This window comes from Chitinimonas lacunae, assembly GCF_042650885.1.
In the GTDB taxonomy this organism is placed as follows: Bacteria; Pseudomonadota; Gammaproteobacteria; order Burkholderiales; family Chitinimonadaceae; genus Chitinimonas_A; species Chitinimonas_A lacunae.
This window is the reverse complement of sequence record NZ_JBHSBU010000001.1, coordinates 105,104-128,645: the sequence shown is the minus strand read 5'-3', so window position 1 is coordinate 128,645 and position 23,542 is coordinate 105,104. Positions and strand designations below refer to the sequence as shown.

Below are 23,542 nucleotides of genomic sequence, written 5' to 3'. Positions count from 1 at the left end.
TCCATGTCTGATTTCATTGCCTTAGCCCGCCTTCTCGCCCAGCCGCGCCTGGACGCCCACACCGTCGCCTGGCGCAATGGCCGCCCATTGCCTTTTCCCGAATTCGCCGCCCAGGCTGCTGCCTGGTATGCCTTGTTCGCCGCCGAACCGGCGCTGCGTTTTGCCCTCTACCTCGACGATAGCGCCCAGTTCGCAGCCGCTCTGTTCGGTGCCTGGCATGCCGGCAAAACCGTCTATCTGCCAGGCGACGCCAAGCCGGCCACGCTGCGCCGGCTGGCGCTCGAAGTCGATGGCTTCGCCGGTGACCTGCCGGCTGAATTCGAGCCGCTGCAAACGCCCGATCCGGCTCCGGCGCCGAGCTGGGGCGCACTCGACGAGCGCCGCGCCGCACTGATCGTCTTTACCTCGGGCTCCAACGGCGAGCCTGCCTCGATCCCCAAACGGCTGTCCCAACTCGCCCGCGAGGTCGAATCGCTCGAAGCCCAGTTCGGCGCACCACTTGGCGACGCCGTGGTCCATGGCACCGTGTCGCACCAGCATATCTACGGCCTTCTGTTCCGGGTGCTGTGGCCACTGTGCGCCGGCCGAGCCTTCAATGCCCGCGTCCTGACCTTTCCCGAAGAGATTGCCACGGCGCTGGCACGTGGTCCGGCGGTACTGATCGCCAGTCCGGCCCATCTGAAGCGTCTACCCGACAACCCCGGCTGGGCCGAGGCCGCTGCGCAGCTCAGGGCGATCTTCAGCTCGGGCGGTCCGCTGTCGGCCGAAGCCTCGGCCCATGTGGAAAAGCTGCTCGGCCTCGCCCCGACCGAGGTCTACGGCAGCTCCGAAACCGGCGGCATCGCCAGCCGACGCCGCCAGCAGGGCCGCGACGCGCCGTGGCAGCCGCTGCCCGGCGTGGCGCTGCGGGTCGATCCGGCCACCCGGCTCCTCTATGTGCGCTCGCCCCATCTGCCTGACAACGTCTGGATCGACACCGCCGACCGTGCCCGCATCGACGGTGCCGGTCTGGTGCTCGAAGGCCGGGCCGACCGTATCGTCAAGATCGACGACAAGCGCATCTCGCTTACTGCCCTGGAAAAAACCCTCAGCGCCTCACCGCTGTTGCAGGATGCCCGCTTGATCATGCTCGAAGGCGGCCGGCCGGCGCTGGCCGTCGTCGCGGTGCCCAGTGAAGCGGGCTGGGAGCTATTCCATGGCGAAGGCAAGCGTGCCCTTAACCAGGCGCTGCGTGCCCTGCTGATCGACAGCATCGAAGCGCGGGTATTGCCGCGTCGCTGGCGCTACGTCTGGAGCATGCCGGTCAATAGCCAGGGCAAGACCACCCAGGCGATGCTGAGCGCGCTGTTCGACCCGCGCCGCCCACATGCCCGCCCGGTGGCCCGGACCAGCGAGACGGTCACGCTGGCGCTGACCATCTCGGCCCGCCATCCCTATCTGCGCAGCCATCCCGAAGCACCACCTGTGGTGCCTGCCGTGGCACCGCTTGAATGGGCCGAGCTGTTCGGCCGTGAATTCTTTGCCCTGCCGCCGGATTTTCAGCGTATGGAAGCCGTGGAGTTCCCCCAGCCGATCAGCCCCGGCGCCACCGTCACGCTACAGCTCGACTTTGTCGAAGCCGACGGCTGTCTGGGCTTTACCATCGATTCCGAGCAAGGTCGCCATGCCAGCGGCCGGCTCTACTTCGGAAGTGGCCGCTAGATGGATTCCCCGCTGACTCCCGACCTGCCCACCCCGACCGCCGTTCTGCCGCACGCAGCCCCGCTGCGGCTGCTCGATCGCCTGCTCGACCTCGACAGCCATGGTCTACGCGCCAGCGGCCGGGTCGATCCACGCCAGCCTTTCTGGCGCGATGGCCGGGTCGGCGGCTGGATCGGGGTGGAATATATGACCCAGGCCATCGCCGCCTGGCTCGCCTGCCAGGCCAAGGCTGAGCCGCCTCAGGTGGCACTGCGGCGGATCGAGCACTACCAGAGCCTCAGCGCCGCCCTGCCGCCCGGGCCGCTTGAAGTGGTCATCCGCCATCTTGGCCGTGATGCCGAGGGTCGGGAGCGTTTTGCCTGCCGGCTCCAGGGCGTGCTCACCCCACTTGCCGAAGCCGAGCTGGCCGTGGCAGTGGAACCGCCTCTAGAAGCAATCGGGTCAAAGTAAATATATTAGGAAATATGTTCGCTAGAACAGTAACCATTCCTAATAAAAAATAAACAATATTGACCCACAGCGTCTCCCTCTTCGGCAAGTCCGCGACAACCTCCCCTCACCACGCCACCGGGACGGGTTAAAGCCTGTCCACTCCAGTCCGCGTCGCCACGAAAACTGCTTGATCGACCCGAACCTGACGCACTGCGTCCGGACGCGCTGACTCCGGCCAGTGCGAAATTGTGCCAGGGACAAGGCGGCGTAATGCCTTGCTGTTCTCGTCGGCACAGCAGAGGAGGATGGACACCGCAGCAGTCCGCCATCAGCGCCGCACTGACTGACCGTGCAGGAACTCGATTCCCAAGCACTCGGCTCGCGCAGCCACTAGACAAATTAAAATTTTGGGAACAAGGAATGCTAGGTGAGAAGCTCATTGGAGACAGAAGTAAATTCCTCTCTATTTCTCTGCGATTTTCCTCGCCGCAACACCCCGACAAGCCGGTCACGACCGGGCGGCGGATTGGCTAAGATAGCGGCGGGCCGCTGCCCAGGTTGCCCTTTCGCGCACAGAGAACAAGGAGACTTCGCGATGTTGCTGCAAGCCCAGGATTCCCTCCTGCTGGTGGTCGATGTTCAGGAAAAACTGGTCCCGGCGCTCAACGACGCCAGCCAGACCGTGGCCCATATCAAATGGTTGCTGGAGGCGGCACGCTTGGCCGCCATTCCGGTGCTCTTCTCCGAACAATATCCGCAGGGTCTCGGCAGTACCTTGCCCTGTCTGCGGCAGATGGCGCCTGAGAGTCCGCTGCTCAGTAAAACCGCTTTCTCCTGCGTGGCCGCCGGCTGCCTCGAAGGCACCAATCTGCCGCGCCAGGTGGTGCTGTGCGGGATCGAGGCCCATGTCTGCGTACTCCAAACGGCACTCGATCTGCTGGCGGCCGGCCGCGAGGTGTTTGTGGTCGCCGATGCAATCGACTCGCGCAGCTGCGAGGACAAGTCGCTGGCGCTCGCTCGGCTCGAAGCGGCTGGCGTTACCGTGATCAGCCGCGAAATGGCCCTGTTCGAATGGCTGCGTGATGCCAAGGCACCGGCGTTCCGCGAAGCCAGCCGTCAGTTGCTGCAAGCCGAGCCGCGGCTGAGCTTTGCCGAAATCCTGACCACCTTGCCGCGCATCGACCATCTGGCCGCGCTGCAATTGTGGCGTGACGGCCGGCTCGACAGCGTAATCGAGAACAAGCCAGGTCAGCAGGGCTCGCTGGCCATTTACCATGCCCTCCACCGCCGCTTCGGCGCCATCACCCCGAAGGCCGCACGGCTGGGACAGCGGCTCTATGGCGAGCATGCCGATGACGCCCATCTGCATCCAGGCAAGCATCCCAATATCGACCGCCTGTTCGCCCTGGAAACCATGGGTGGCGGCTATGGCGTGCGGCTGATCAGCCACTAGGCGCCGACGTTTCCCATCCATCGCCGGATGCCTCCGCATCCGGCCAGCGAGTTCACTTCTATGTCACCTGCCCATCCCGTTTACCTCGAAACCCCACGCCTGTTGATCCGCAGCCTGGAAGACACCGACCTCGACACGGTCTTCGATATTTACCAGGACCCCGATATCCAACGCTTCACCCCCGCCGACCCGTGGCAGGACCGCGCCAGCGCACTGCTCTGGCTCGAACGCAACCGGGAACGGACGGCCGCCGGCACGGCGCGCCAATGCGTGCTGATCCGCCGCGAAGACCAGCGCTTGATCGGCACCTGCGTGCTGTTCCGCATCGACCCGACCGCTCGCTCGTGCGAATTGGGTTACACCCTGGAGCAGAGCGCCCGGGGCTATGGCTATATGAACGAGGCATTGCGTGTACTGATCAATCATGCCTTCGATACCACCGTGCTCAACCGCATCGAAGCCCGCATCAGCCCCGACAACGCGGCCTCGGCCGGCGTTCTGAAACGGTTGGGCTTTCAGCAGGAAGGACTGTTGCGGCAGTGCAGCTTCTTCAATGGCGAAATCGCCGACAGCATGATCTTTGGACTATTGCGTGAGGATTGGCGCGCTTTGGCAGCCTGATCTTGCTGGAATCGGCCAGACCGACGGGCCGACCTGGTCCGTCGGTTTGCTTTGAGCCGCGGAAACCGGCTTGCTAGCGCATTTCCCCTGAAATCAGCGTCGCGGCAAGTCGGTGGAGCGCTAGGAGCCGGCGCTTTGCGGGCCGCACACACTGACGCCGAATTGACTGGAAATGCGCTAGCTCGGGGAATCAGCGGACAGCCGACAGGCTGTCCTTGGGGAGGGTCAGGTATGGTCCGGACACGGCCAGCGTGCCGTGACTCAGGATCGAGGACGCCTTTCTGACTTGGCCCGGCGGTTTTTGGAGTGAAATGCAGCAGGCCTAATCACTCTGCCGGGCCACATAGTCGCCCTGAAAGCGGGCAGCGAGTCCGCTGGCGGTTTCGATGCTGACTTCCACCGCGATACGACCGAGGCCACGGCGTTGCAGCAGCTTGAGGAAAGCGGCCGTGGCAGTGGGGTCAGGAGAATGCGGCGTGAGGCGGAAGTCGCTGAGGATGGGGACCAAATATTCGGTGGTGCCAGTCTGGATCACCACCTCGACCCGGTCGTCGTAACCGGCCAGATCGAGCAATCGGCGCACCTCGCACCAACCGGCGACGGTGGCGGCAGCAGAAAGGCTGCCGCCGAAGGCCGTGCCCTTGTCGTTGACATTGGGGGCCAGCGGCGCCTGGAAACACAGGGCGCCGTCGGCCGCCGTGTCGACCCGTAGCGCCAGCGCCCGGGTCAGCGGGATGGCCGACGTCAACAGCGTCTGCCAGTCCCGGTTCATCCGCGTCCCGAAGAAGGCGGCGGGGCCACGCGGTAGCGCGGTGGCAGCAGCAGGGCCGGTACTTCGCGGCTGCTGTTCTCGCGGCCACGAATCAGGGGCATGGCGGGAATATCGTCATAGGACACCGCACCACCGAGCGCCGGCTGGCGGGAGCGGTCGCTGCGATCGGCCCGCTCGCGGCCTTCCTGACGGCGGCCTTCGTTGCGCTGGCTGTCGCTACGCTGCACTTCCCGGCTACGGCCTTCGCGCTCGCTGCGGCCGTTGCGCGACTCTTCACGCGGCAGCGGTGCCGTACCGGGCGAATAACCGGGCACCGGTACCAGTTCGAGCGGTTTGCCGGTCATTTTGCGGATCAGCGCCAGCGGCTTGTCCTCTTCCGGGGCCACCAGACTGATCGCCACCCCCAAAGCCCCGGCCCGGCCCGTGCGACCGATACGGTGGACATAGTCTTCGGGACTGGTCGGCAACTCGTAATTGACCACGAAGGGCAGTTCTTCGATATCGAGGCCGCGGGCCGCCACATCGGTGGCCACCAGCACCCGCACCTTGCCTTCCTTGAAGGCGGCCAGCGTGGCCAGCCGTGCGGCCTGGGCCTTATCGCCGTGGATCGACTCGACTTCCAGCCCATCGCGCTTGAGTTCACGCGACAGCCGCTCGGCACCGAGCTTGGTGCGGCAGAACACGATCACCTGGCTCATCTCGTGGCTGCGGATCAGATGCGCCAGCAGCGCCCGCTTGCGACCCACTTCGACCGGATGCAGCACCTGGGTGACGGATTCGTTGGTGGCATTGCGTCGCGCCACCTCGATCAGTTCGGGGCTGCGCATGAAATCTTCGGACAGGCGCTTGATCTCGGGCGCGAAGGTGGCCGAGAACAGCAGCGTCTGGCGTGCAGTCGGCAGCAGTCCGATGATGCGGCGGATATCGTAGATAAAGCCCATATCGAGCATGCGATCAGCTTCATCGAGCACCAGCATTTCGACCTGGCTCAGATTGACCGTCTTGCTCTGCACATGGTCGAGCAAGCGGCCTGGCGTCGCCACCAAGATTTCGACGCCGCGCCGCAATTCAGCGATCTGCGGGTCCATATCGACGCCGCCGAAGACCGCCGTCGCGCGCAGCGGCAGATATTTGCCGTAGGCATTGACGCTGGCGAATACCTGGTCGCACAGCTCGCGGGTGGGGGTGAGGATCAGCGCGCGGACCGGGTGACGGGCCGGCGAAGCGCTGGTATTGGCATAGGGCTGCAACTTATGCAGTACGGGCAGGGTGAAGGCGGCGGTCTTGCCGGTCCCGGTCTGGGCACCAGCCATCACATCGCGGCCGGACATCACCACTGGAATGGCGCGAGCCTGAACCGGCGTGGGTTCGGTATACCCTACATCGATCACGGCGCGCATGATCTCGGGATGCAACCCGAGGCTGTCGAACGACATCTGTGCTTGGACTCCAGCAGGTAGGAAGAACGATTGAAAAGGCGCAACTATACCGCGTTAACCCTCACATTCAAAACGCAATTCCCGCTTTTGCGGCCCTGAGGTCACAATGCCGGCGCGAAATTGTGCGGCAGCGATGGGCAGGACGCTCTTAAAATAGCCGCTTTTCTCCCCGAGCCGCCATGTACCACGACGCCCTCGCCCATCTGCGCACTGTGCGCGACCTGATCCGCTTTGCCGTCTCGCGCTTCAACACCGCCCGGCTCCACTTCGGCCACGGCTCCGCCACGGCCTATGACGAAGCGGTTTATCTGGTGCTGCGCCGGCTCGATCTGCCGCTTGACCGGCTCGAACCCTTTCTTGACGCCCATCTGCTGCCCGACGAGATCAGCGAAGTGCTGGCCCTGATCAAACAGCGGGTCGAAACCCGCAAGCCGCTCGCCTATCTGCTCCAGGAAGCCTGGCTTGGCGACTATCGCTTCTATATCGACGAGCGCGTGATCGTACCACGCTCGTTTATCGCCGAACTGCTGCCCGAGGCGCTCGCACCCTGGATCGAATACCCCGAGCTGGTCCATCGCGCCCTCGATCTGTGTACCGGTTCGGGCTGTCTGGCCGTGCTGCTGGCCGACCACTACCCCGATGCCGAAGTCGACGCCATCGACCTGAGCCCCGAGGCCCTGGCCGTCGCCCAGCGCAATATCAACGACTATGGTCTGAACGATCGGATACAACTGGTCGAATCCGATCTGTTCAACGCCGTCGCAGGCGAACGCTACGACCTGATCGTCAGCAATCCGCCCTATGTCGACGCCGAATCGGTCTCGGCCCTGCCCGACGAATACCTGCACGAACCGGCCCTGGCGCTGGGCAGCGGCGACGATGGCCTCGATGCCACCCGCCAGATCATCGAGCAGGCCGGCCGCCATCTCAATCCGCACGGCGTCCTGGTGGTGGAGATCGGTCATAACCGCCATACGCTCGAAGCGGCCTATCCCGAGCTGTCGTTTGTCTGGCTCGATACCAGCGGCGGCGATGGCTTTGTCTTCCTGCTGACTTACGAAATGCTGGTCGAGGCAGGCTTCGCCTGAGCCGCTGGAACATCTCCAGCCAATTCGGCGTCAGCCTGTCCGGACCTCAAGGCGCAGGCGTGCAGCGCGCCTCGAGGCTTGGCAGCGACGCCGATTTACATGGAAATGCGTTAACGGAGGCGTCATGACGCTCACTTCGGCCGACCGACTGAAAGCAGGCTTTGAGCGTATCCGGGGCCGTGGTCACCGCTACAACCCTGGGTCGGACACGAAGCGGGCGTCAGCCACCAAACCAAGGAGTCCATCATGCCCACCTTCGCTGCGGTAATCGTCGGCGACGAAATCCTGAGCGGCCGGCGTCAGGACAAGCATCTGGCCTGGCTGGCCGGCGAACTGGCCGAACGCGGCTTTAGCCTCTGTTGGGCCCGCTATATCGGCGACGACCCGGCTGCCCAGACAGCGCTCTATCGTGAAACGCTGGCAGGCGAAGCCATCGTGTTCAGTTTCGGCGGCATCGGCGCCACGCCCGACGACCATACCCGCGCAGCCGCGGCGGCGGCCGCCGATGCGCCGCTGATTCAACATCCCGAGGCCACTGCACTGATCGAAGCCCGTTTCGGCGAGGCAGCCCGACCACAGCGCATCCGCATGGCGCAACTGCCGGAAGGCTGTACGCTGATACCCAATCCGATCAACCAGATCGCCGGCTTTTCCGTCGGCAACCATCACTTCCTGCCCGGCTTTCCCGACATGGCCTGGCCGATGGCGCGCTGGGTGCTCGACCGCTTGCCCGCGGCCGGACCGCGGCCGACCCGGCTGGGCGTCCTGGTCCCGGAAGCCCGCGAAGGTGATCTGATCGATTTGATGGAAACACTGACCCGACAGTACCCCGCGGTACACTTCTCCTGCCTGCCAAGCTATGGCAACGCCAGACTGACCGGACCGCATATCGAGTTCTGCCTGACCGGGGCGGCGGAACCGACTGCTGCGGCCATGGCGCTGCTGCGGGAAGGGCTCAGCCAGCGCGGCTATCGCTTGCAGGAGCCATAAGGGCTGCTGCGATCGGATCACGCCGGCCTGGCTGTCGGCCGGGCCGGCGTGGTTGTCGGACCACACAAAAAGTAAAATTTCAGGAAAAACTTCTGCAAGACCAGTGGCGGATAAACTCAATATTTGAATTATTCACGCCATATAGACTTCCTAATCCCTATCCCGCCAACGCCGCGTCCCGAAATGATAGGCATAGCGCGGCAACACCCCATAGAACAGTCGTGGCGGCTGATCAGGCTGCCGATCGGGCCGGTAATGAAAACCGCCACTCAATAGACCAATGCCTAAGGCCGGCACCTCGGCCAGATAAGTCGGCACCAGCGCTTGCAGATCAGGGGGATAGACGCCCCGGGCGGCGCGGTACTGCGCCAGCGCCTGCACCACGCGGGTGGCCTGCCGCTCGGCATAGCGCGCCTGGCCATAGCACAGCCCCATTGCCAGCGCGATCGCGCACAGCCAGATCAACCATCCCGCCCCAACCATCGGCAGCGACTTGCGCCGGTAAAGCAGCCAGGCTGCCCGGCACGGCATCCAGCACAGCAGCGCCAGCAGCCACAGCATACTTAGCAGCGGCACACCCAGAATCACCCCGTCCGTCAGCACCAGCAGGCCGGCGCGACCGGTGGTCAGAACCAGCGGGTGGAGCGGCTTGGCAGTCATCTACCGCTTCCGTCCGGACCATTAGACAGGGTAGAACGCGGCATTTTCACGGCCTTCAGGAGAATCGGCGTTGTGACCACGGATCGGGCGGGACGGTGGCGGCAAGTCAGACGCGGGAGATCGGACCGTCCTGGGCCCTGCGGCCTTAAACCCGCCCGCTGGCTGCCCGTCCGAGCCGGTCATTGACGGCCAGCCAGTCGGGGTCATCGGGAGCCTGTTCCATCAACAGTACGTCGTAACGGCCGCCGTCGCAGTCGCGCAGCGTGGCGTAAAGCTGCTGGGCGAACGCTTCGGCCGTATCGGGCATGGGGCGCAGATCGACGCCGCACAGCGGAATCGGCGCGGCGGAGCGATGTAGTAGGCACACTTTCTGACCGGCTTCGAAGCGGCGATAGGCTTCGTTGATCACGGCGTCGATCGGGCCAACCAATAAGGGGGTGCGGGGGGCGTAGTGGGAGTCGAGCAGGCCGGACACGCGCAGCTTGGCGGTCTCGGGCTTTTTGTGGTGCTGGAGACGGCAACCCAGCACCGCCTCGATGGCCTCGGCCGGGACACCGCCTGGCCGCAGCAAGGTAGGCACGGGGCCAAGCAGACCGACGATGGTCGACTCCACCCCGACCCGGCACGGGCCGCCATCGAGCACCAGGGGCAGCCGATCACCGAATTCCTGCACCACATGCGCCGCCGTGGTCGGACTGACATGGCCGAACTGATTGGCCGAGGGCGCGGCCAGTCCGCCGCCGAAACGGCACAGCAACTCATGGGTCAGCGGATGGGCCGGCGCACGCAGGCCGACGCTGTCCTGGCCGCCGGTCACGGCATCGGTCACCCAGGGCTGGCGCGGCAGGATCAGGGTCAGCGAGCCCGGCCAGAATGCCTCGGCCAGCTTCCAGGCGGCATCAGGCACTTCACGCGCCCAGTCGCTCAGTTGCTCGGCGCCGGCGATATGGACGATGACCGGGTGGTCGGCCGGCCGGCCCTTGAGAGCGAAGATACGGGCGACCGCCGCCGGATTGGCCGCATCGGCAGCCAGACCGTAAACGGTTTCGGTCGGAATGCCGACCAGCTCGCCCGCGCGCAGCAGCGCCAGCGCCTGATCGAGATCGGTGGAGAGAGTGGGCATCGGAAAAACCTGGGGATAACAGCCCGGCATTTTAGCGTCAGCCGCCCCGATGGCGGGCTTTCTTCGACGAGCGAAATATATCTGTCGAACGGTCTGGTAAACGATCGATCTCCGGATTATGCTGAAACCCGTGTCGCCTCCGGTCCCTTCCCACCGACCTGCGACGCAGCCGAACTTGTAAAAACCAACTCATCCATGAGGAGAACCATCATGCAAGTCCAGCCTTATCTCGATTTCAACGGCCGCTGTGAAGAAGCCCTCAATTTCTACCGTGAGGTCCTGTCGGCCAAGATCCTGCTGCTCAAGCACTACAAGGATTCCCCGGTCCCGGACATGATGCCGCCGCAATACAACGACAAGGTCATGCATGCCGAATTCCAGATTGGCGAAAGCATCCTGATGGCCACCGACGGCCATTGCGTCGACAACGCCCAGCCGCCCAGCGGCTTCTCGCTGTCCATGGAATTTTCCGACGCCGAGCAGGTCCGGCGCCTGTTCGACAAGCTGTCCAATGGCGGACGGATCGACATGCCGCTGGCCCCAACCTTCTGGTCGCCGCTGTTTGGCTCCCTGACTGACCGTTTCGGCATTTCCTGGTATATCGGGGTCGAAACCCCGGCAGTCCAGGGGTAAAAATCCGCTAGACGGACGTACTGCCAAGGCACAGACTGCACGACCCAGGGCAATGGTGGTTTTGCCACCGCCCTCAGCCCGGCCGTGCAGCCGGCGGCACCGGTGCCCCACCGGCTCCGCCACCGCACCCGATAGTCGAACCCCGCTCCGCCGAGCTACCTGTGCGTCCGTCTTCGCTCTCTTCAGCCCTGTCTGGTCGCCTTCGCTGGGCTGGTTTATGCCTGCTTTTGTTAGCGCAACCGGCCTGGGCATTTCCTGCGCCCGATCTGGTGATCAATCTATTTGGCAGCGGTGCCCAATTGCTGGGCATGCTGACCGCCGGCCTCGGTGCCGCCTGGTTCGGCGCCCGCAAGGGTCCGGTACGGCGCCGGCGCCGTCTGGGCTTGCTGACCCTGGCCGCCCTGCTATTGGCGCTGGCGGGCAATCTGTTCCAGTACATCGAGCGGCAAGACGAACGCGCAAGGCGTCTGCAAACCAATCTGCTGCGGCCACCAGCCGCTGCCTCGACCCAGCCGGTCAACCGCTCCCTTGCGCTCGACCGCGACACCTTTGCCCGCTGGCAGGCGGACAAGCGTCCCTACACTCTGATCGATGTACGCGAGCCTGAAGAGCTGGAGCTGGGCCGCCTGCCCGGCGCCCGGCACAGCCGCTATGCCGATCTGCTGACCAGCAACCGGCATTGGCTGCGCCATGATCGACCCAATGTGCTGGTATGCGATTCGGGGCTGCGCAGCGGCGAGCTGTGTACCCAACTGGCTGCACAGGGTCTGCCTTGCCACTTCATTGCGGGCGGCTATGCGCGCTGGATTGCCGAAGGCCGGCCGATGCAGGACCAGCCACCCGCCTACCGGGGCCGGCCGCCGACCCTGCCGCCTTATCGCCATGCCTCGACCTTACTCGACACGAGCGAAGTGGATCGGCTGGTCCAGCAACAACAGGCCCGCTTTCTCGATGTTCGCCCGCCCCGCGACTTCGCGACAGGTGCCTTGCCCGGCGCGATCAATATCCCGGTGCGTGAACAGTCGTCCGCCGCACTGGCAGGCCAGATCGCCAAGCTGCCGCCGGCTCCACTGATCGCCGCCTGTTACGACAACCGCAGTTGCTTCTACGCCAAGCTGCTCGGTCTGCGCCTGAGCCGGCAGGGCTTCGATTACCGCGGGCGCTATACCGTCCCGCACGAATACCCCATTCCCGCCCGACTGCTCGACTCGCCCGTAGCCAGCTATCTGGAGCGGCAAACGGACCGGCTGGTCGCGATGCTGGCCGGGCCGCCAGCCCGTCTGCTCGAAACACTGACCCTCCACCCCGGCGATCTGGCCCTGCCCATCGTGCTGCTTGCGCTGCTGCTGCGGCTTTTGCTGCTGCCGCTTGGTCTGCTGGCTGAACGCGACCGGCTACGCCTGCGCAGCCTGCCACTTGCCAACGCCTCGGCGAGCGAGCGACGCCGTCAGCTCAGACAGGCCGGCATCCACCCTGGCCGCAATCTGCTGCTTGGACTGCTGCAATGGTCGATCTTGGCAGGTTGCCTGGCAGCGGTTGGCCAGGCGGCCACACTGGCCGGTCAGGGCTTTTCATGGCTGCCGCACTGGGCCCAGCCCGATCCATGGCATCTGCTGCCCGCCCTGCTTGGCCTGGCACTTGCCCACCATCTGCTCGATCCGACCCTCAGGCTCGGCCGCTGGCGGCTGCCCGTGTGTGCTGTCGCAGGGTTGCTGCTTATAGGGCTGACGGACAGCCTGTCCGCTGCCGTCAACCTCTACCTGCTGGTCTCGCTATGCCTGCTGTCGCTACAGCAGGCATGGGCAATTCGGCGCTGGAGCCAGCCAGCACGGCTGGCTCCTCCTGCCCCTCGCCCCACCCGACTCGTCCTGCCACTGGCCGATGCCTGGGCCTCCACCCGCCTGGTCGGCGGCAAGGCACGTGGGTTGGCGCGGCTGGTGCAGGCCGGTTTACCGGTGCCGGACGGTTTTGTGCTGACTGCCGCAGCCTTTGATTCGGACGGCAGACTCACCCCCGCCGGCCGCAACGCCGCACGCGAGGCTTTCGAGCGACTTGGCTCGGCGCAGGTGGCCGTACGCAGCTCGGCCGCCAACGAGGACGGCGAGCAGCAAAGCCAGGCCGGACGCTATCTGACCCGGCTTGGCATCGAAGCCGCTGAACTTGAATCGGCCATCGAGCAGGTAGTTGCCTCTTATCTTTCTCCCCGTGCCGGCGGCGTTATCGTCCAGTCCCTGCTTGCCGCCGACTACGCCGGGGTACTGTTTACCGAACACCCTGCCCATGGCGGCTGTCTGCTGGTCGAACTGGAAGTGGGCCTTGGCAGCGCCGTGGTCGGCGGCGAGTCGGTGCCGCAGGCATTTTGTTTCGGTCGTCGCTCGGGACTGGCTTTTGATAGCGCCACGCCGCCTTTCGACCTCGCGCCGCTTCTTCAGTTGGCCCAACAGATCGAGACCTTGGCCGGCCAGCCGCAGGACATCGAGTGGGCCTGGCATGCCGGACGTTTCCATCTATTGCAGGCCCGGCCACTGAGCCGGCGTGCCGACGATCCACTGGAGCAGGAACGGGCACGGCTGCTGCAACAGGCCGGACCGGCCGCCCGCGCGCCGCAGCAGCCGTGGCTGATCACTGACGATCTCTGCGCCGAGCTGCCGACCGCCACCGCGCTCAGTCTGTCATTGCTGAGCCGGCTGCGCGGACCGGGCGGTGCCACTGATCGCGCCTGGCAACGGCTTGGCTTCGACTATCCCGTCATGGCCGACTCGCCGCCCTTATGGCTGAGCGTATTCGGCCACACCCGGCTCGACCGCTTTGAAGCGCAACGACGCGCCTTCCAGCCGGGCCTGCTGGCCCAACTGAGCTTCTCGCGTCACGCCGACCGGTTGGTGCGTGCCTACCAGGAGGAATTCCTGCCTTCATTCCGCCACAGCATGCGGCTGCGCGAAGCACTCGATTTAAGCCGCTTGAGTTCGGCGGAGCTGCTTGATTTATGGCGTGACTGGACGCAGGAATGGGTGGAGACGATCTATGTCGAGGCCGAAGTCATCAATCTGGCGGCCGACCTCTATGGCCAGCTGGCGACCCGTCTGCTGCTCAGGCGTGGCCTTGACCCGGCCCGCTATCTGCTTGCCGACCGCCCGGCGCCGGCGACCCGGGCGTTGCGCCAATTGAGCGCCAGTCCTGCGTCACCAGCCGCGCTCGATGCCTTCCTGGCCGACTTCGGTCATCGGGCCGGCCACGATTTCGAGCTGGCCGAGCCGCGCCATCTCGAACAGCGCGAAGCATGGCAGCGCTGGCGCGCCGACTCACCAGATGCCCTGGCCGAGCCGGCGCTGCCACCCCGGCCAACTGGCCGTTTGCTCGGCACGGCGGTAGCGCAAGCGCAGCGTTTTCTGGCCCTCAAGGAGGAAGCCAAGCACGAATGTGTTCGTACCTTGGCATCTTTAAGGAAATTACTTTTAGAGATTGATCTTAGATTTGCATTAGATGGGCAGATATTTTTCCTTCAAGCAGAGGAACTGGCATATCTGCCCGCTGACGCCACCCTTCGTCAGCAAGCGGCAGCACGGGCAGCGGCACACCGTGCACAACTGGCCGTCGAGTTGCCGCCTGAACTCAGTCTGGCGCAATTGGAGCGCTTGACGCTGCTGCCGACGCAGCGCAGTGATAGGGCGCCTACCTCCTTGCACGGTACCCGGGTTGCGGGCGCTGGCCCCGTCAGTGGCAGTGTGCGGGTGTTACGCGACAGCGGGGAGCTGGGCCGTTTCCAGCAAGGGGAGATACTGGTGGTGGCAACGGCCGATCCGGCCTGGATTCCGCTCTTGCCGCGCTCCGCGGCCATATTGTGCGAGAACGGCGGCTGGCTCTGCCATGGCGCCATCATGGCGCGGGAATTCGACCTGCTGGCAGTCTTCGGCGTACGCGGTGCCCTGGCGCAGCTTGCCGATGGTGACCGGGTCACGGTCCATCACGATGGCCGGGTGGAAGTGCTTGAAACATGTGCGGTGGCGGGGTAAGCCGAACGATGTGGCGCACGTCCTGGCTTTGTGTCCTGTTGGTGGACACCCGGGCGCCGGAAAAGCAAAAAGCCGCTTGACGCGGCTTTTGCAAAAATCTGAATCGAGAGAAATGGTGCCGATGATCGGATTTGAACTGACGACCTTCGCATTACGAATGCGCTGCTCTACCAGCTGAGCTACATCGGCACTAGTACTGACGAATCAGATACAGGCGGGCATTATAGGCACGAATCTTGTCTTTGAAAACCCCCTGCTGCCATCTGGAGGCTATTTCTCGCGTTTGGCGCGGCGGTATTCCCACGGTGGTGTCGGCTTTTCATCGCTCCATAGCCCCTGTTGCCTGCGGCGCGCTTGCGATTCGGCCGTCCGATAGCGCTCGAATTCGGCCTCGGGCTGTTTCTTCTTGGCGTACTGGGTGTAGTGCCAGGCATAACCCGCCTCGAGCTGGGCCAGGTTCACATCGCGGCCATTGCGCCAGATATGGCCGACCGCACGCTGGTAGCGATCCACATCCTCGATCTCGACCTTGACCGCCTGGCCATACACCAGATCAGACAGATTCTGCTTGGCGCGCGCCCCATGCGGCTGGGTCTTCTCGGGAGCATCGACAAAGGCCAGACGGATCTTGTACTGGTGCTTGTCAGCGTCAACCACCGTGATGGTGTCGCCATCGGCCACTCCCACCACCTCCCCTTCGACCACCTGACCCCGTTTGACCTGACCGGACTCGGCCGAACGCTCCGGCCACTCTTTCGGCGCCTCACGACCGATATGGTAAGCAGCGAACAAGGTGGAAAGCAGCACCAGCAAGGCGGCAATCCGGCTGGGCCAGGTGGTGGCGCTGAGAACACGGCCGGCGGCGCGGGCCTGTTGGCGGGTCGGCTTCATGATCTGCTTCGCGGAAACAGGGCTCGCCACAGCATGCGCGGCCAATCGGTGGCGACCAGCTTGGGACGATGGCGGAACATATCGCCACGCTCGCCATGGAGCTTGCGCAATATGGTTTCGCCACCCAGCACGGTCAAACGGATTTCCAACCCCAGCCGCCCCGGCAGTTGCAGCCCCAGCGGCGCACCGGCTTGCAGCAGCTTACGGGCCCGCTCGATTTCGAACTGCATCAGCGGCCACCAGTTGCCGCCGCTATTGCCGGCGGCGATCTGGTCTTCGCTGACGCCAAAGCGTTGCAGGTCTTCCTGTGGCAGATAGACCCGGCCTTTCTGCCAGTCGATCGCCACGTCCTGCCAGAAGTTGATCAGCTGCAAAGCGGCGCAGATACCGTCGGACAGCGCCAGATTGCGTTCGCTGGCCTGTCCGGCCAGATGCAGCACGATGCGCCCGACCGGATTGGCCGAGCGGCGGCAATACTGCATCAGCTCGCCGAAATCCTGATAACGGGTCTTGACCACATCCTGCGAGAAGGCATCGAGCAGGTCACGAAACAGCTGGAGCGGCACGCCGCGGCCGTGGATCACCTCGGCGGCCAGATCGCGGAACAGAGGCGTCTCGGCTGACTCGCCGCGCTCGATCCGACCAAGCTCGGCGCGGTAGCCATCGAGCCGGCGCAGTCGCTCTTCGGCCGGGAAATCACCCTCGTCGGCGAAATCATCGGCACTGCGGGCGAAACGGTAGACGATGGCGATGGGTCGGCGCATTGCCCGGGGCAGCAGCAACGATCCGACCGGAAAATTCTCGTAATGATCGACGGCGTAGTCTTGGCTCATGGCGCGCGCATTATAACGCGGCGGCCGCAGTGAACGGCTGTGCTAGGCTGAAGGGTATGCTTTCGCCAGGATTGCTGCATGGACGCGCTCAAAACGCTTATCTCTCTGCTGGTCATCGTCAACCCGATCGGCGCCATTCCCCTGTTTGTCAGCCTGACCGCCAACCACGACCCCCGCGACACCAAGCGCACCATCCGTATCGCTGCCATGGCCGTGGCCATGGTGCTGATCGTATCGGCGCTGGTCGGTGACTGGCTGATCCGCTTTTTCGGCATCAGCATCGCGAGCTTCCAGGTCGGCGGCGGCATTCTGGTGCTGCTGGTGGCCATTTCGATGCTGAACGCCCAGGTGGCGCCGTCCAAGACCACCCAGCAGGAACAGGTCGAGGCCGAACATAAACCCAATATCGCCGTGGTGCCGCTGGCCATTCCCCTGCTGACCGGGCCCGGCGCCATGAGTACCGTGATTATTCACGCCCAGAAGGCCACCCATTGGTATGAATACCTCTATCTGGTCGCCGACGGCCTACTGATCGGCCTGATTACCTGGGGTGCGCTCAATCTGGCCGCGCCCATCGCCCGCATCCTCGGCCAGACCGGCATCAATATCGCCACCCGTCTGATGGGGCTGCTGCTGGCCGCGATCGCGGTCGAGTTCATGACCGATGGCCTGACCCAGCTGATTCCGGCGCTGCGTGGCCCGGCCGGGGTCTGAGACTCGGAAGTGCATGTATTAATGGAAAACTTCCGGACAATCCTTTGCAAGACAGATAGCCGGAATTTTATGAAAAGAAATGAATAACGCCAGTTCAATCGAACTGGCGTCAGGGTTGGAATCAAGCGTAAACGTCGATTTTCTGCCGACTCTCCGACAGCGCCTGCTGGGTCCGGTTGTTCTGCTGCACCCGTTCCAGACCTGCCTGGGCGATGACTTCCTTGCGGCGGTCGACCCGATCGGCGTTTTTCTGCACGTCCTGCATGGTGAGACGGGTCGCTTCCTGCATGGACATGGCCATATTGGCGTTGAAGTTCCTGATCGCATTCAGCCCAGCCATGATGACTCCGTGCATTACCGTACTGTGGTGCAATTATAGACCGCAAGGTAGTCAATCGCCGTAACGATATTGCCGCATCAAGCCCGCCAGATCGTTCGACAGTCCTTCGAGCCGACGAGCGGCTTCGGCCGAATGCACCACGGCGCTGTGGTTCTTTTCGGCCATTTCCGACACCACTTCGGTATGGCGCGCCAGCTCTTCCAGGGCGGTGCGCTGCTCGGCCAGCGAACCGGTGATCTCGGCAATGCCGGCATTGGCCGCCTCGGCGGTTTCGCGGGTCTGGGTCAGGACGGCGACCAGCTCATCGGTGGCGGCGGTGCTCTCCTGCAATAGCGCCTGCCCGATATCGATATTGTGCCGCACGGCGCTCGACTGCTCGTTGAGCTGCCGGGCGATGCCATCGATCTGGTTGGCCGACTGGGCCGATTTCTCGGCCAGCTTTCTGACCTCATCGGCCACCACCGCAAAACCCCTTCCGGCTTCGCCCGCTCGGGCGGCTTCGATGGCGGCGTTGAGCGCCAGCAGATTGGTCTGCTCGGCGATTTCCTTGACGTGGCCGGTGATCTGGCTGATCTGGTTCATGCTCTGGGCAAAGGCTTCGACCGAGCGGGCAATATCGCCAGCGAGCACCTGATCGACCCGGCTGACCTTCTGGGCCAGCAGCGCCAGACTTTCGCTGCCGCGTTCCGTATTGGTGCGGTTACGGTCGGCCAGCGCCGCGATCTCGGCAGTACGCTCGGCCACATGCGACACGCTGACCGACACTTCCTGCAAGGCGGCAGCCGCCGCCTGGGCCGCTTCCGACTGTTCGCCCGCGCTGTGCGACACCACCCGGGCGTCGCCGGCCACATCGGTGGCCAGATGGTCGAGCATCTGGGCACGGCCGCCCACTTCGGACATGGTCTGGCGCAATGCCCCGAGAAAACTGGCAAAGCCACGCCCCAGGGCCCCGATCTCGTCACGACGGTCGATCTCGAAACGCGGCGTCAGATCGCGCTCCTCGACCACCCGATGCATCAGGCGCTGAATCTCATGCAAGGGCCGCAGAATGCTGCGCCCGATCGCCCCGGACAGCAGCGTCACCAGAAAGCCGATCAGAGCCAGCGTGCCTAGGAAACGGGCGGTATCGTGCAGGAACTGCCGATCGATATTGTCGATATACACTCCGGTGTTGATCAGCCAGCCCCATGGCGCAAAACCCTGGCAGTAGGCCATCTTCAGCACCGGCTCCTCTTCGCCGGGTTTGGGCCACCAATAAGTCGTGTAGCCGCCGCCCTGGCTTTTCACCAGTTCGACCATATCGCCTATGATGGGCTTGCCTCGCTTATCCTTCAGCCCACCCATGGGCTTGCCTTCCAGCTCAGGCTTGATGGGGTGCATCAGCATCACTGGTTGCAGGTCGCTGACGCTGAAATACTCGACTTTCTGGTAACGGATGGCACGAATCGCCTCAAGCGCCCGCTTTTTGGCTTCGGCTTCGCCAAGGCTTGCCGACTGGCGGTGGTAGTGCTCGATAACGGTGAGCACCATCGAGGTCTGGTCACGCAATTGCTGCCGCACCCCATCGAGCATGGTTTCGCGCTTGGTGTAGAGCGCGGCCATTCCGACCAGCAGGACCGCGATCAAGGCGGTCAGATTGATCACACGCAACTTCGCCCTCAGGCTCAGATGATGCAGCATTGCCGTCCTCCCACTGGCCACGGTCGATGGTGCCGCGGCTTCCAGCAACCAGTCTAGGCAGCGTGTAAGGTAAAACCAAACGCTGGAGCCAGCAGGGATTTTCAGATTATGCTGATATAGCCGAACCGCTTGGGAGAACACAATGCATGAGCCACAGGAGGCGCGCCGGTGAGCCGGGAAATGCGCAACGCCAAACGGGTGCCGATCGAATGCCCGGCCCGGATCCGCACGATCGAGGCCGGACCCACCCATTACGGCACCTGCACCGAATTGTCGGTATCGGGAATGACGCTACAGAGCAGCTTTGTACCGCGCCCCGACGAGGAACTCGATATCACCGTCATGCCGCCACGCGGCCCGGGGCTTGCCCCGGTACCGATGAATGCCCGGGTCAAGGTGCGGCGCTGTCATGAGATTGAACGCGGTAAATGTTATGAGATCGGGGTCGAGATTCTCAAAATCCTGTCCTGAGCCATCCCCGTCCCACCACGGCCTGTCCACAAGCAGGCCGTTTCCTTTCTCTCGATTCGCTTTCAATATGGCGCCCAGGCTCGTCGGCGGTCCAGCCCGAGCCAGGCTGTCCACTCTGCTCTTTATTCCAGGCAACAGCAATAATGCCTTACCGCATTCGCCACCCACAGCCTGGTGAGCTTTGATGCCGCTTTCAGGGAGAATCGGCAGGACGCATAAGGCACAGTCCCAGGCACCTGAAGGACAGTCGCCAACGCCACTTAAAGACCAGCTCGGCCTCAAGTCCGGAAAGCCGCCAAGGTGGTCGCCAGGCGCAGCGAAGTGTCGCCCAGGCGGCTGGCGTCTTCGCCCATGGCTTCGATCTTGTGGCGATTGACCCGCATCGTATCGTTGAGCTCGTGCAGGGCGTGGCGGATCGACTCGACGGCCTGGCGCACCGACTGGGCGTCGCCGGCCGTATCGGCCACGACGCTGCTGGTCTGGCGCATCAGGACGGCGGTCGAATCGATGGCGGCATCGACCGTGCCCGATGCCTGCACCAGCACTTCGATCTGCCGCGCCTGGGCTTCGACCTGGCGATTGGTACCGTCGATGGTGCTCAGGATGCGTTCGACAAAGGCATTGGTCCTGCCCAGCGTTTCCTGGGTCTGACCGGCGAGCTTGCGGACTTCATCGGCCACCACCGCAAAACCGCGTCCCATCTCGCCGGCCCGCGCCGCTTCGATGGCGGCGTTGAGCGCCAGCAGATTGGTCTGTTCAGAAATGGCCGCGATGGTTTGCAGAATCGAGGTGATTTCCCGCACATTGTCGGCCATGCCACGGAAGGCCGTGGTGAATTCGCGGTTGGCCTGGGCACCGGCTTCGATCTGGGTGGTCATCGCCTCGATCTGGGCACGGGCCTCGCTCAGTTTGCCCTCCACCGCCGCGATATCGCGCTTCAGCCCACCGGCCCGCTCAGCCGAGCGGCCGGCCACATCGCCGATTTCCTGCACCTGGCGCGTCATTCCATCGAGCCCGTCGGCAGCGTCCACGATATTGCCCGCCACCGCCCCACTGAGACTGACGAATTCACCCGCCAAGGCGCTATTGCCGACGGCGGTCTGATGCGCTTCGGCCAGGGCTTGGCGCAGTGCCTGCAATAGCTGGTTGAGGTCGTGCGCCATCCGGCCCAGTTCGTCGCCTGAGCCGGCCGGCACCAGTTGGGTCAAGTCCTTATCGCGGGTGATATGGGCCAGGGTCGAGCTGATGTTCTGCACCAGCCTGACCACCAGACCGGCCAATAAGTAGGAAATCAGCATCCCGACCAGAAAACCGAACAGCCCCACCCCCAACGCTTCGAACAAGGTGCCGCGCAATTCGGCCTCGACGTGGGCGATCGAGATATCGGCCCCGATCATATATTCGAGTCCCTGACTGGTCTTCATCGGCACGAACACGCTGCGGAAGTGGCCGTATTTGTCCACATACTCGTCCACGGTGGTGCTGCGGGTCGCGACGGCGCGCTTAAGTCCGCCGCTGGCGTCTTCATAGGAGGTGAAATGTTTGGAATAGCGCCCGGCCTTTTTCTCTTCGGCGCTGAAGGCGTCGGCCAGGTAGACGATGCGTCCCTGGTGGCTGGTGAGGATATACAGGTAAGACAGGCCGACCTTATTGCCGTAGTCGTACAGCTTGGTGCCGATCCGGCTGTATTCGGTGTCGGAGATCGACTCGGCGGCGTTGGCGCGCTGGATATAGCCCTCGCCCACCAATTCGGGCGCGGCGAAGGCGGCGCCGTATAGTCGGCCGTCGATGGCCGCGACGATGGCCTTGGATTTGAGCCAGTAGACATAGCCCGTATAGAGCAGTCCGGTAATCAAGTTGGCGACCAGAAACATTGCCATCAGCTTGGTCTTGAGTGACCAGCTACGCAGATCGAGCACCGGTGCCTCCTTGAGATGAGCGGTCATCGTCGGAATACTGCCCTGATAGTAGTACGGTTTATTCCTTATGCATAAGTCTGTTCTACAGCCTGTTGGAAAGCCTGGCGGTGGCCAGGAAATAGAGGGATATATATTTTATTCATTAATGGATGATATATAGACCATGCCTTGCAGTGATATTTCCTAAAATTTTAATACTGGCCTCCATCAGACTTCCCCCGGCCAAGCAAAGGCGTGCAGTCGAATCCCGCTATACTGGCGGTATTCCCATCCTCCCCCTTATCCCATGCCTGACTTCCAGCCCGCTGTCATTATCCCGGCCACCCCTTCGTTGCAGCTCTACCGTTTCGCCTTTATCGACGGTCGTCTTCTGCTCGATGAGGAAGGTCGGCTGGCGCCTATTCTGGCTGCCGGGTTGGATCTGGCGGACGCCCATTATCTGGGCCGTCTCGGCGAACATGATTGCTGGGCCTGCCAGATGACCGAAGTGCCCGCCGGCCTACAGGCCACTGCGCTGCGGGCAGCAATGATGAAGCTGCCGGCCGAACTGGCAGCGCTGGCGGGTCGGGCCGCCCAGGTGCTTGAGTGGGATCGCAGCCATCGTTTCTGCGGTACCTGCGCCACGCCGACCCAGCTCAAGGTGGGCGAGCGGGCGCGGCTGTGTCCGGCTTGCGGGCAATTAGCCTATCCACGGCTCAGTCCTGCCATGATGGCGCTGGTAGTGCGCGGACGCGAGCTGCTGCTGGCCCGCTCGCCGCATTTCCCGCCCGGGGTGTATAGCGCGCTGGCCGGCTTTGTCGAGCCCGGTGAATCGGTCGAGGAATGCGTGGCGCGTGAAGTGGCCGAGGAAGTGGGTCTGCGCATCAACCGACCGCGCTATTTCGGCAGCCAGAGCTGGCCGTTTCCGCATTCGCTGATGCTGGCCTTCGTGGCCGACTGGGAGAGCGGCGATATCGTGCCGCAGCCCGAAGAAATCGAAGACGCCCGTTGGTTTACCCCGGAAACCCTGCCGACGATGCCACCCAGCCTGTCGATTGCCGGCCGGCTGATCCGTGCGGTGGTGGCCGAACTGGAAGCACGCTGATGCGCATCGCCTTGACGGTCCTGCTATTGGCCTGGCCGATAGCGGCCGCCGAGGAGAAAATCAGCATCCGTACCAGCCGGCAGGGCGATCTGCGTGAAGTCGCGGTCGATATGCTACTGCCAGTGCCGCTGCAACGGGCCTGGGAAGTCATGACCGATTTCGACCGGATGAGCGAATTCCTGCCCAATCTGGAAGAAAGCCGCATCGTCGGCCGCCAGGGTGAGCGACTCCAGGTCCGGCAGCGCGGCGTGGCCCGCTATGGCTGGCTCAGATTCGGCTATGCCTCGGTGCGCGAAGTCAGCCTCACTCCCTATACCACCATCGAGATCAAAGGCAGCGACGACCATGTGCGCCAGTTCGGCAGCCGGGCCATGCTGACTGAGCAAGATGGCCGCACCAAGCTGTCCTACCAAGCCTATTGGGAGCCCAACGGCTGGCTCGCCGGCCTGATCGGCGACGCGGCCGTCAGGGAACAGGTGTCATTGCAGTTCTCGGCGCTCGAACGCGAGATGTTGCGGCGGGAGAGCCAGGCGACCAATAAAGGCGAAGCGAGATAGCGGTTGACTTACGTCCGGTTGAATTCGAGCCAAGCACAGCGACGATAAAGCGGAGGACCGGCTCAGCCTTATCGAGCACATCGGTGTCCGAATCAGCCGAGCAGCAGGAGGTTCGCGCCTGGCTTTGG

Annotated in this window: 21 protein-coding genes and 1 tRNA gene; 12 read left to right on the top strand and 10 right to left on the bottom strand. The window is 63.8% G+C overall.

What is annotated here, in order from left to right; translation table 11 throughout:
* Positions 1 to 3 precede the first annotated feature (3 nt).
* From ACFOW7_RS00540 to ACFOW7_RS00525, 4 genes are all read left to right on the top strand, one after another.
* Positions 4 to 1,701: an AMP-binding protein gene (locus ACFOW7_RS00540; protein WP_378159886.1), complete on the top strand. Its 1,698-nt coding sequence runs from the start codon at positions 4 to 6 to the stop codon at positions 1,699 to 1,701.
* Entirely contained in the window at positions 1,702 to 2,151 is a 450-nt protein-coding gene (locus ACFOW7_RS00535) for a hypothetical protein (RefSeq protein WP_378159884.1), read from the top strand.
* Between the two features lie 577 nt (positions 2,152 to 2,728).
* Complete coding sequence (locus tag ACFOW7_RS00530; RefSeq protein ID WP_378159882.1) at positions 2,729 to 3,586, top strand: isochorismatase family protein; 858 nt, start codon at positions 2,729 to 2,731, stop codon at positions 3,584 to 3,586.
* A 60-nt stretch (positions 3,587 to 3,646) separates the two neighbouring features.
* Positions 3,647 to 4,207, top strand: a complete 561-nt coding sequence (locus ACFOW7_RS00525) for a GNAT family N-acetyltransferase (RefSeq protein ID WP_378159880.1) — start codon at positions 3,647 to 3,649, stop codon at positions 4,205 to 4,207.
* Positions 4,208 to 4,529: 322 nt separating this feature from the next.
* Here the strand turns inward: ACFOW7_RS00525 and ACFOW7_RS00520 are convergent, their stop codons facing one another.
* A complete protein-coding gene (locus ACFOW7_RS00520) occupies positions 4,530 to 4,979 on the bottom strand; it encodes a YiiD C-terminal domain-containing protein (RefSeq protein ID WP_378159877.1) in 450 nt (149 codons plus the stop codon).
* A complete protein-coding gene (locus ACFOW7_RS00515) occupies positions 4,976 to 6,415 on the bottom strand; it encodes a DEAD/DEAH box helicase (protein ID WP_378159875.1) in 1,440 nt (479 codons plus the stop codon). Before ACFOW7_RS00515 ends, ACFOW7_RS00520 begins: the two co-directional genes overlap by 4 nt.
* A 182-nt stretch (positions 6,416 to 6,597) precedes the next feature.
* Here ACFOW7_RS00515 and prmB point away from each other — a divergent pair, with 182 nt between their 5' ends.
* Entirely contained in the window at positions 6,598 to 7,506 is a 909-nt protein-coding gene (prmB, locus tag ACFOW7_RS00510; RefSeq protein WP_378159872.1) for a 50S ribosomal protein L3 N(5)-glutamine methyltransferase, read from the top strand.
* Positions 7,507 to 7,752: 246 nt separating this feature from the next.
* A complete protein-coding gene (locus tag ACFOW7_RS00505) occupies positions 7,753 to 8,496 on the top strand; it encodes a competence/damage-inducible protein A (RefSeq protein ID WP_378159870.1) in 744 nt (247 codons plus the stop codon).
* Positions 8,497 to 8,646: 150 nt separating this feature from the next.
* On the opposite strand, the gene ACFOW7_RS00500 is transcribed toward ACFOW7_RS00505, so the two are convergent.
* A complete protein-coding gene (locus ACFOW7_RS00500) occupies positions 8,647 to 9,156 on the bottom strand; it encodes a hypothetical protein (protein WP_378159868.1) in 510 nt (169 codons plus the stop codon).
* Between the two features lie 145 nt (positions 9,157 to 9,301).
* Positions 9,302 to 10,279, bottom strand: a complete 978-nt coding sequence (locus ACFOW7_RS00495; RefSeq protein ID WP_378159866.1) for an L-threonylcarbamoyladenylate synthase — start codon at positions 10,277 to 10,279, stop codon at positions 9,302 to 9,304.
* A gap of 210 nt (positions 10,280 to 10,489) precedes the next feature.
* Here ACFOW7_RS00495 and ACFOW7_RS00490 point away from each other — a divergent pair, with 210 nt between their 5' ends.
* Both ACFOW7_RS00490 and ACFOW7_RS00485 read left to right on the top strand, forming a co-directional pair.
* The gene (locus ACFOW7_RS00490) at positions 10,490 to 10,912 is read left to right on the top strand and encodes a VOC family protein (RefSeq protein WP_378159863.1); all 423 of its coding nucleotides are present in this window, start codon (positions 10,490 to 10,492) and stop codon (positions 10,910 to 10,912) included.
* 227 nt (positions 10,913 to 11,139) lie between these two features.
* Positions 11,140 to 14,925 carry a PEP/pyruvate-binding domain-containing protein gene (locus ACFOW7_RS00485; protein WP_378159861.1) on the top strand — a complete coding sequence of 1,262 codons (3,786 nt, stop codon included), beginning with the start codon at positions 11,140 to 11,142 and terminating at the stop codon, positions 14,923 to 14,925.
* A 113-nt stretch (positions 14,926 to 15,038) separates the two neighbouring features.
* On the opposite strand, the gene ACFOW7_RS00480 is transcribed toward ACFOW7_RS00485, so the two are convergent.
* The 3 genes from ACFOW7_RS00480 to hpnC form a co-directional block, all read right to left on the bottom strand.
* Positions 15,039 to 15,114: transfer RNA gene (locus tag ACFOW7_RS00480), tRNA-Thr, on the bottom strand.
* 81 nt (positions 15,115 to 15,195) lie between these two features.
* Positions 15,196 to 15,816, bottom strand: a complete 621-nt coding sequence (locus ACFOW7_RS00475; RefSeq protein ID WP_378159859.1) for a thermonuclease family protein — start codon at positions 15,814 to 15,816, stop codon at positions 15,196 to 15,198.
* Complete coding sequence (gene hpnC, locus ACFOW7_RS00470; protein ID WP_378159857.1) at positions 15,813 to 16,649, bottom strand: squalene synthase HpnC; 837 nt, start codon at positions 16,647 to 16,649, stop codon at positions 15,813 to 15,815. The genes ACFOW7_RS00475 and hpnC overlap by 4 nt, the downstream gene beginning before the upstream one ends.
* 78 nt (positions 16,650 to 16,727) lie before the next feature.
* Here hpnC and ACFOW7_RS00465 point away from each other — a divergent pair, with 78 nt between their 5' ends.
* On the top strand, positions 16,728 to 17,363 hold the full coding sequence (locus tag ACFOW7_RS00465; protein WP_378159855.1) for a MarC family protein: 636 nt from the start codon (positions 16,728 to 16,730) through the stop codon (positions 17,361 to 17,363).
* A gap of 121 nt (positions 17,364 to 17,484) precedes the next feature.
* Here ACFOW7_RS00465 and ACFOW7_RS00460 read toward each other — a convergent pair whose 3' ends face one another.
* Together ACFOW7_RS00460 and ACFOW7_RS00455 are read right to left on the bottom strand one after the other, a co-directional pair.
* Complete coding sequence (locus ACFOW7_RS00460) at positions 17,485 to 17,703, bottom strand: hypothetical protein (protein WP_378159853.1); 219 nt, start codon at positions 17,701 to 17,703, stop codon at positions 17,485 to 17,487.
* Positions 17,704 to 17,754: 51 nt separating this feature from the next.
* Positions 17,755 to 19,383 (bottom strand): methyl-accepting chemotaxis protein, encoded by a 1,629-nt coding sequence (locus ACFOW7_RS00455; protein WP_378159851.1) that lies wholly within the window; start codon positions 19,381 to 19,383, stop codon positions 17,755 to 17,757.
* A gap of 168 nt (positions 19,384 to 19,551) precedes the next feature.
* Between ACFOW7_RS00455 and ACFOW7_RS00450 the strand changes: the two genes are divergently transcribed.
* Entirely contained in the window at positions 19,552 to 19,854 is a 303-nt protein-coding gene (locus ACFOW7_RS00450) for a PilZ domain-containing protein (protein WP_378159849.1), read from the top strand.
* Positions 19,855 to 20,132: 278 nt separating this feature from the next.
* On the opposite strand, the gene ACFOW7_RS00445 is transcribed toward ACFOW7_RS00450, so the two are convergent.
* A complete protein-coding gene (locus ACFOW7_RS00445; protein WP_378159846.1) occupies positions 20,133 to 21,800 on the bottom strand; it encodes a methyl-accepting chemotaxis protein in 1,668 nt (555 codons plus the stop codon).
* Positions 21,801 to 22,059: 259 nt separating this feature from the next.
* Here ACFOW7_RS00445 and nudC point away from each other — a divergent pair, with 259 nt between their 5' ends.
* Together nudC and ACFOW7_RS00435 are read left to right on the top strand one after the other, a co-directional pair.
* The gene (gene nudC, locus ACFOW7_RS00440) at positions 22,060 to 22,857 is read left to right on the top strand and encodes an NAD(+) diphosphatase (protein WP_378159844.1); all 798 of its coding nucleotides are present in this window, start codon (positions 22,060 to 22,062) and stop codon (positions 22,855 to 22,857) included.
* Positions 22,857 to 23,414: an SRPBCC family protein gene (locus ACFOW7_RS00435; RefSeq protein WP_378159842.1), complete on the top strand. Its 558-nt coding sequence runs from the start codon at positions 22,857 to 22,859 to the stop codon at positions 23,412 to 23,414. Before nudC ends, ACFOW7_RS00435 begins: the two co-directional genes overlap by 1 nt.
* Positions 23,415 to 23,542 lie beyond the last annotated feature (128 nt).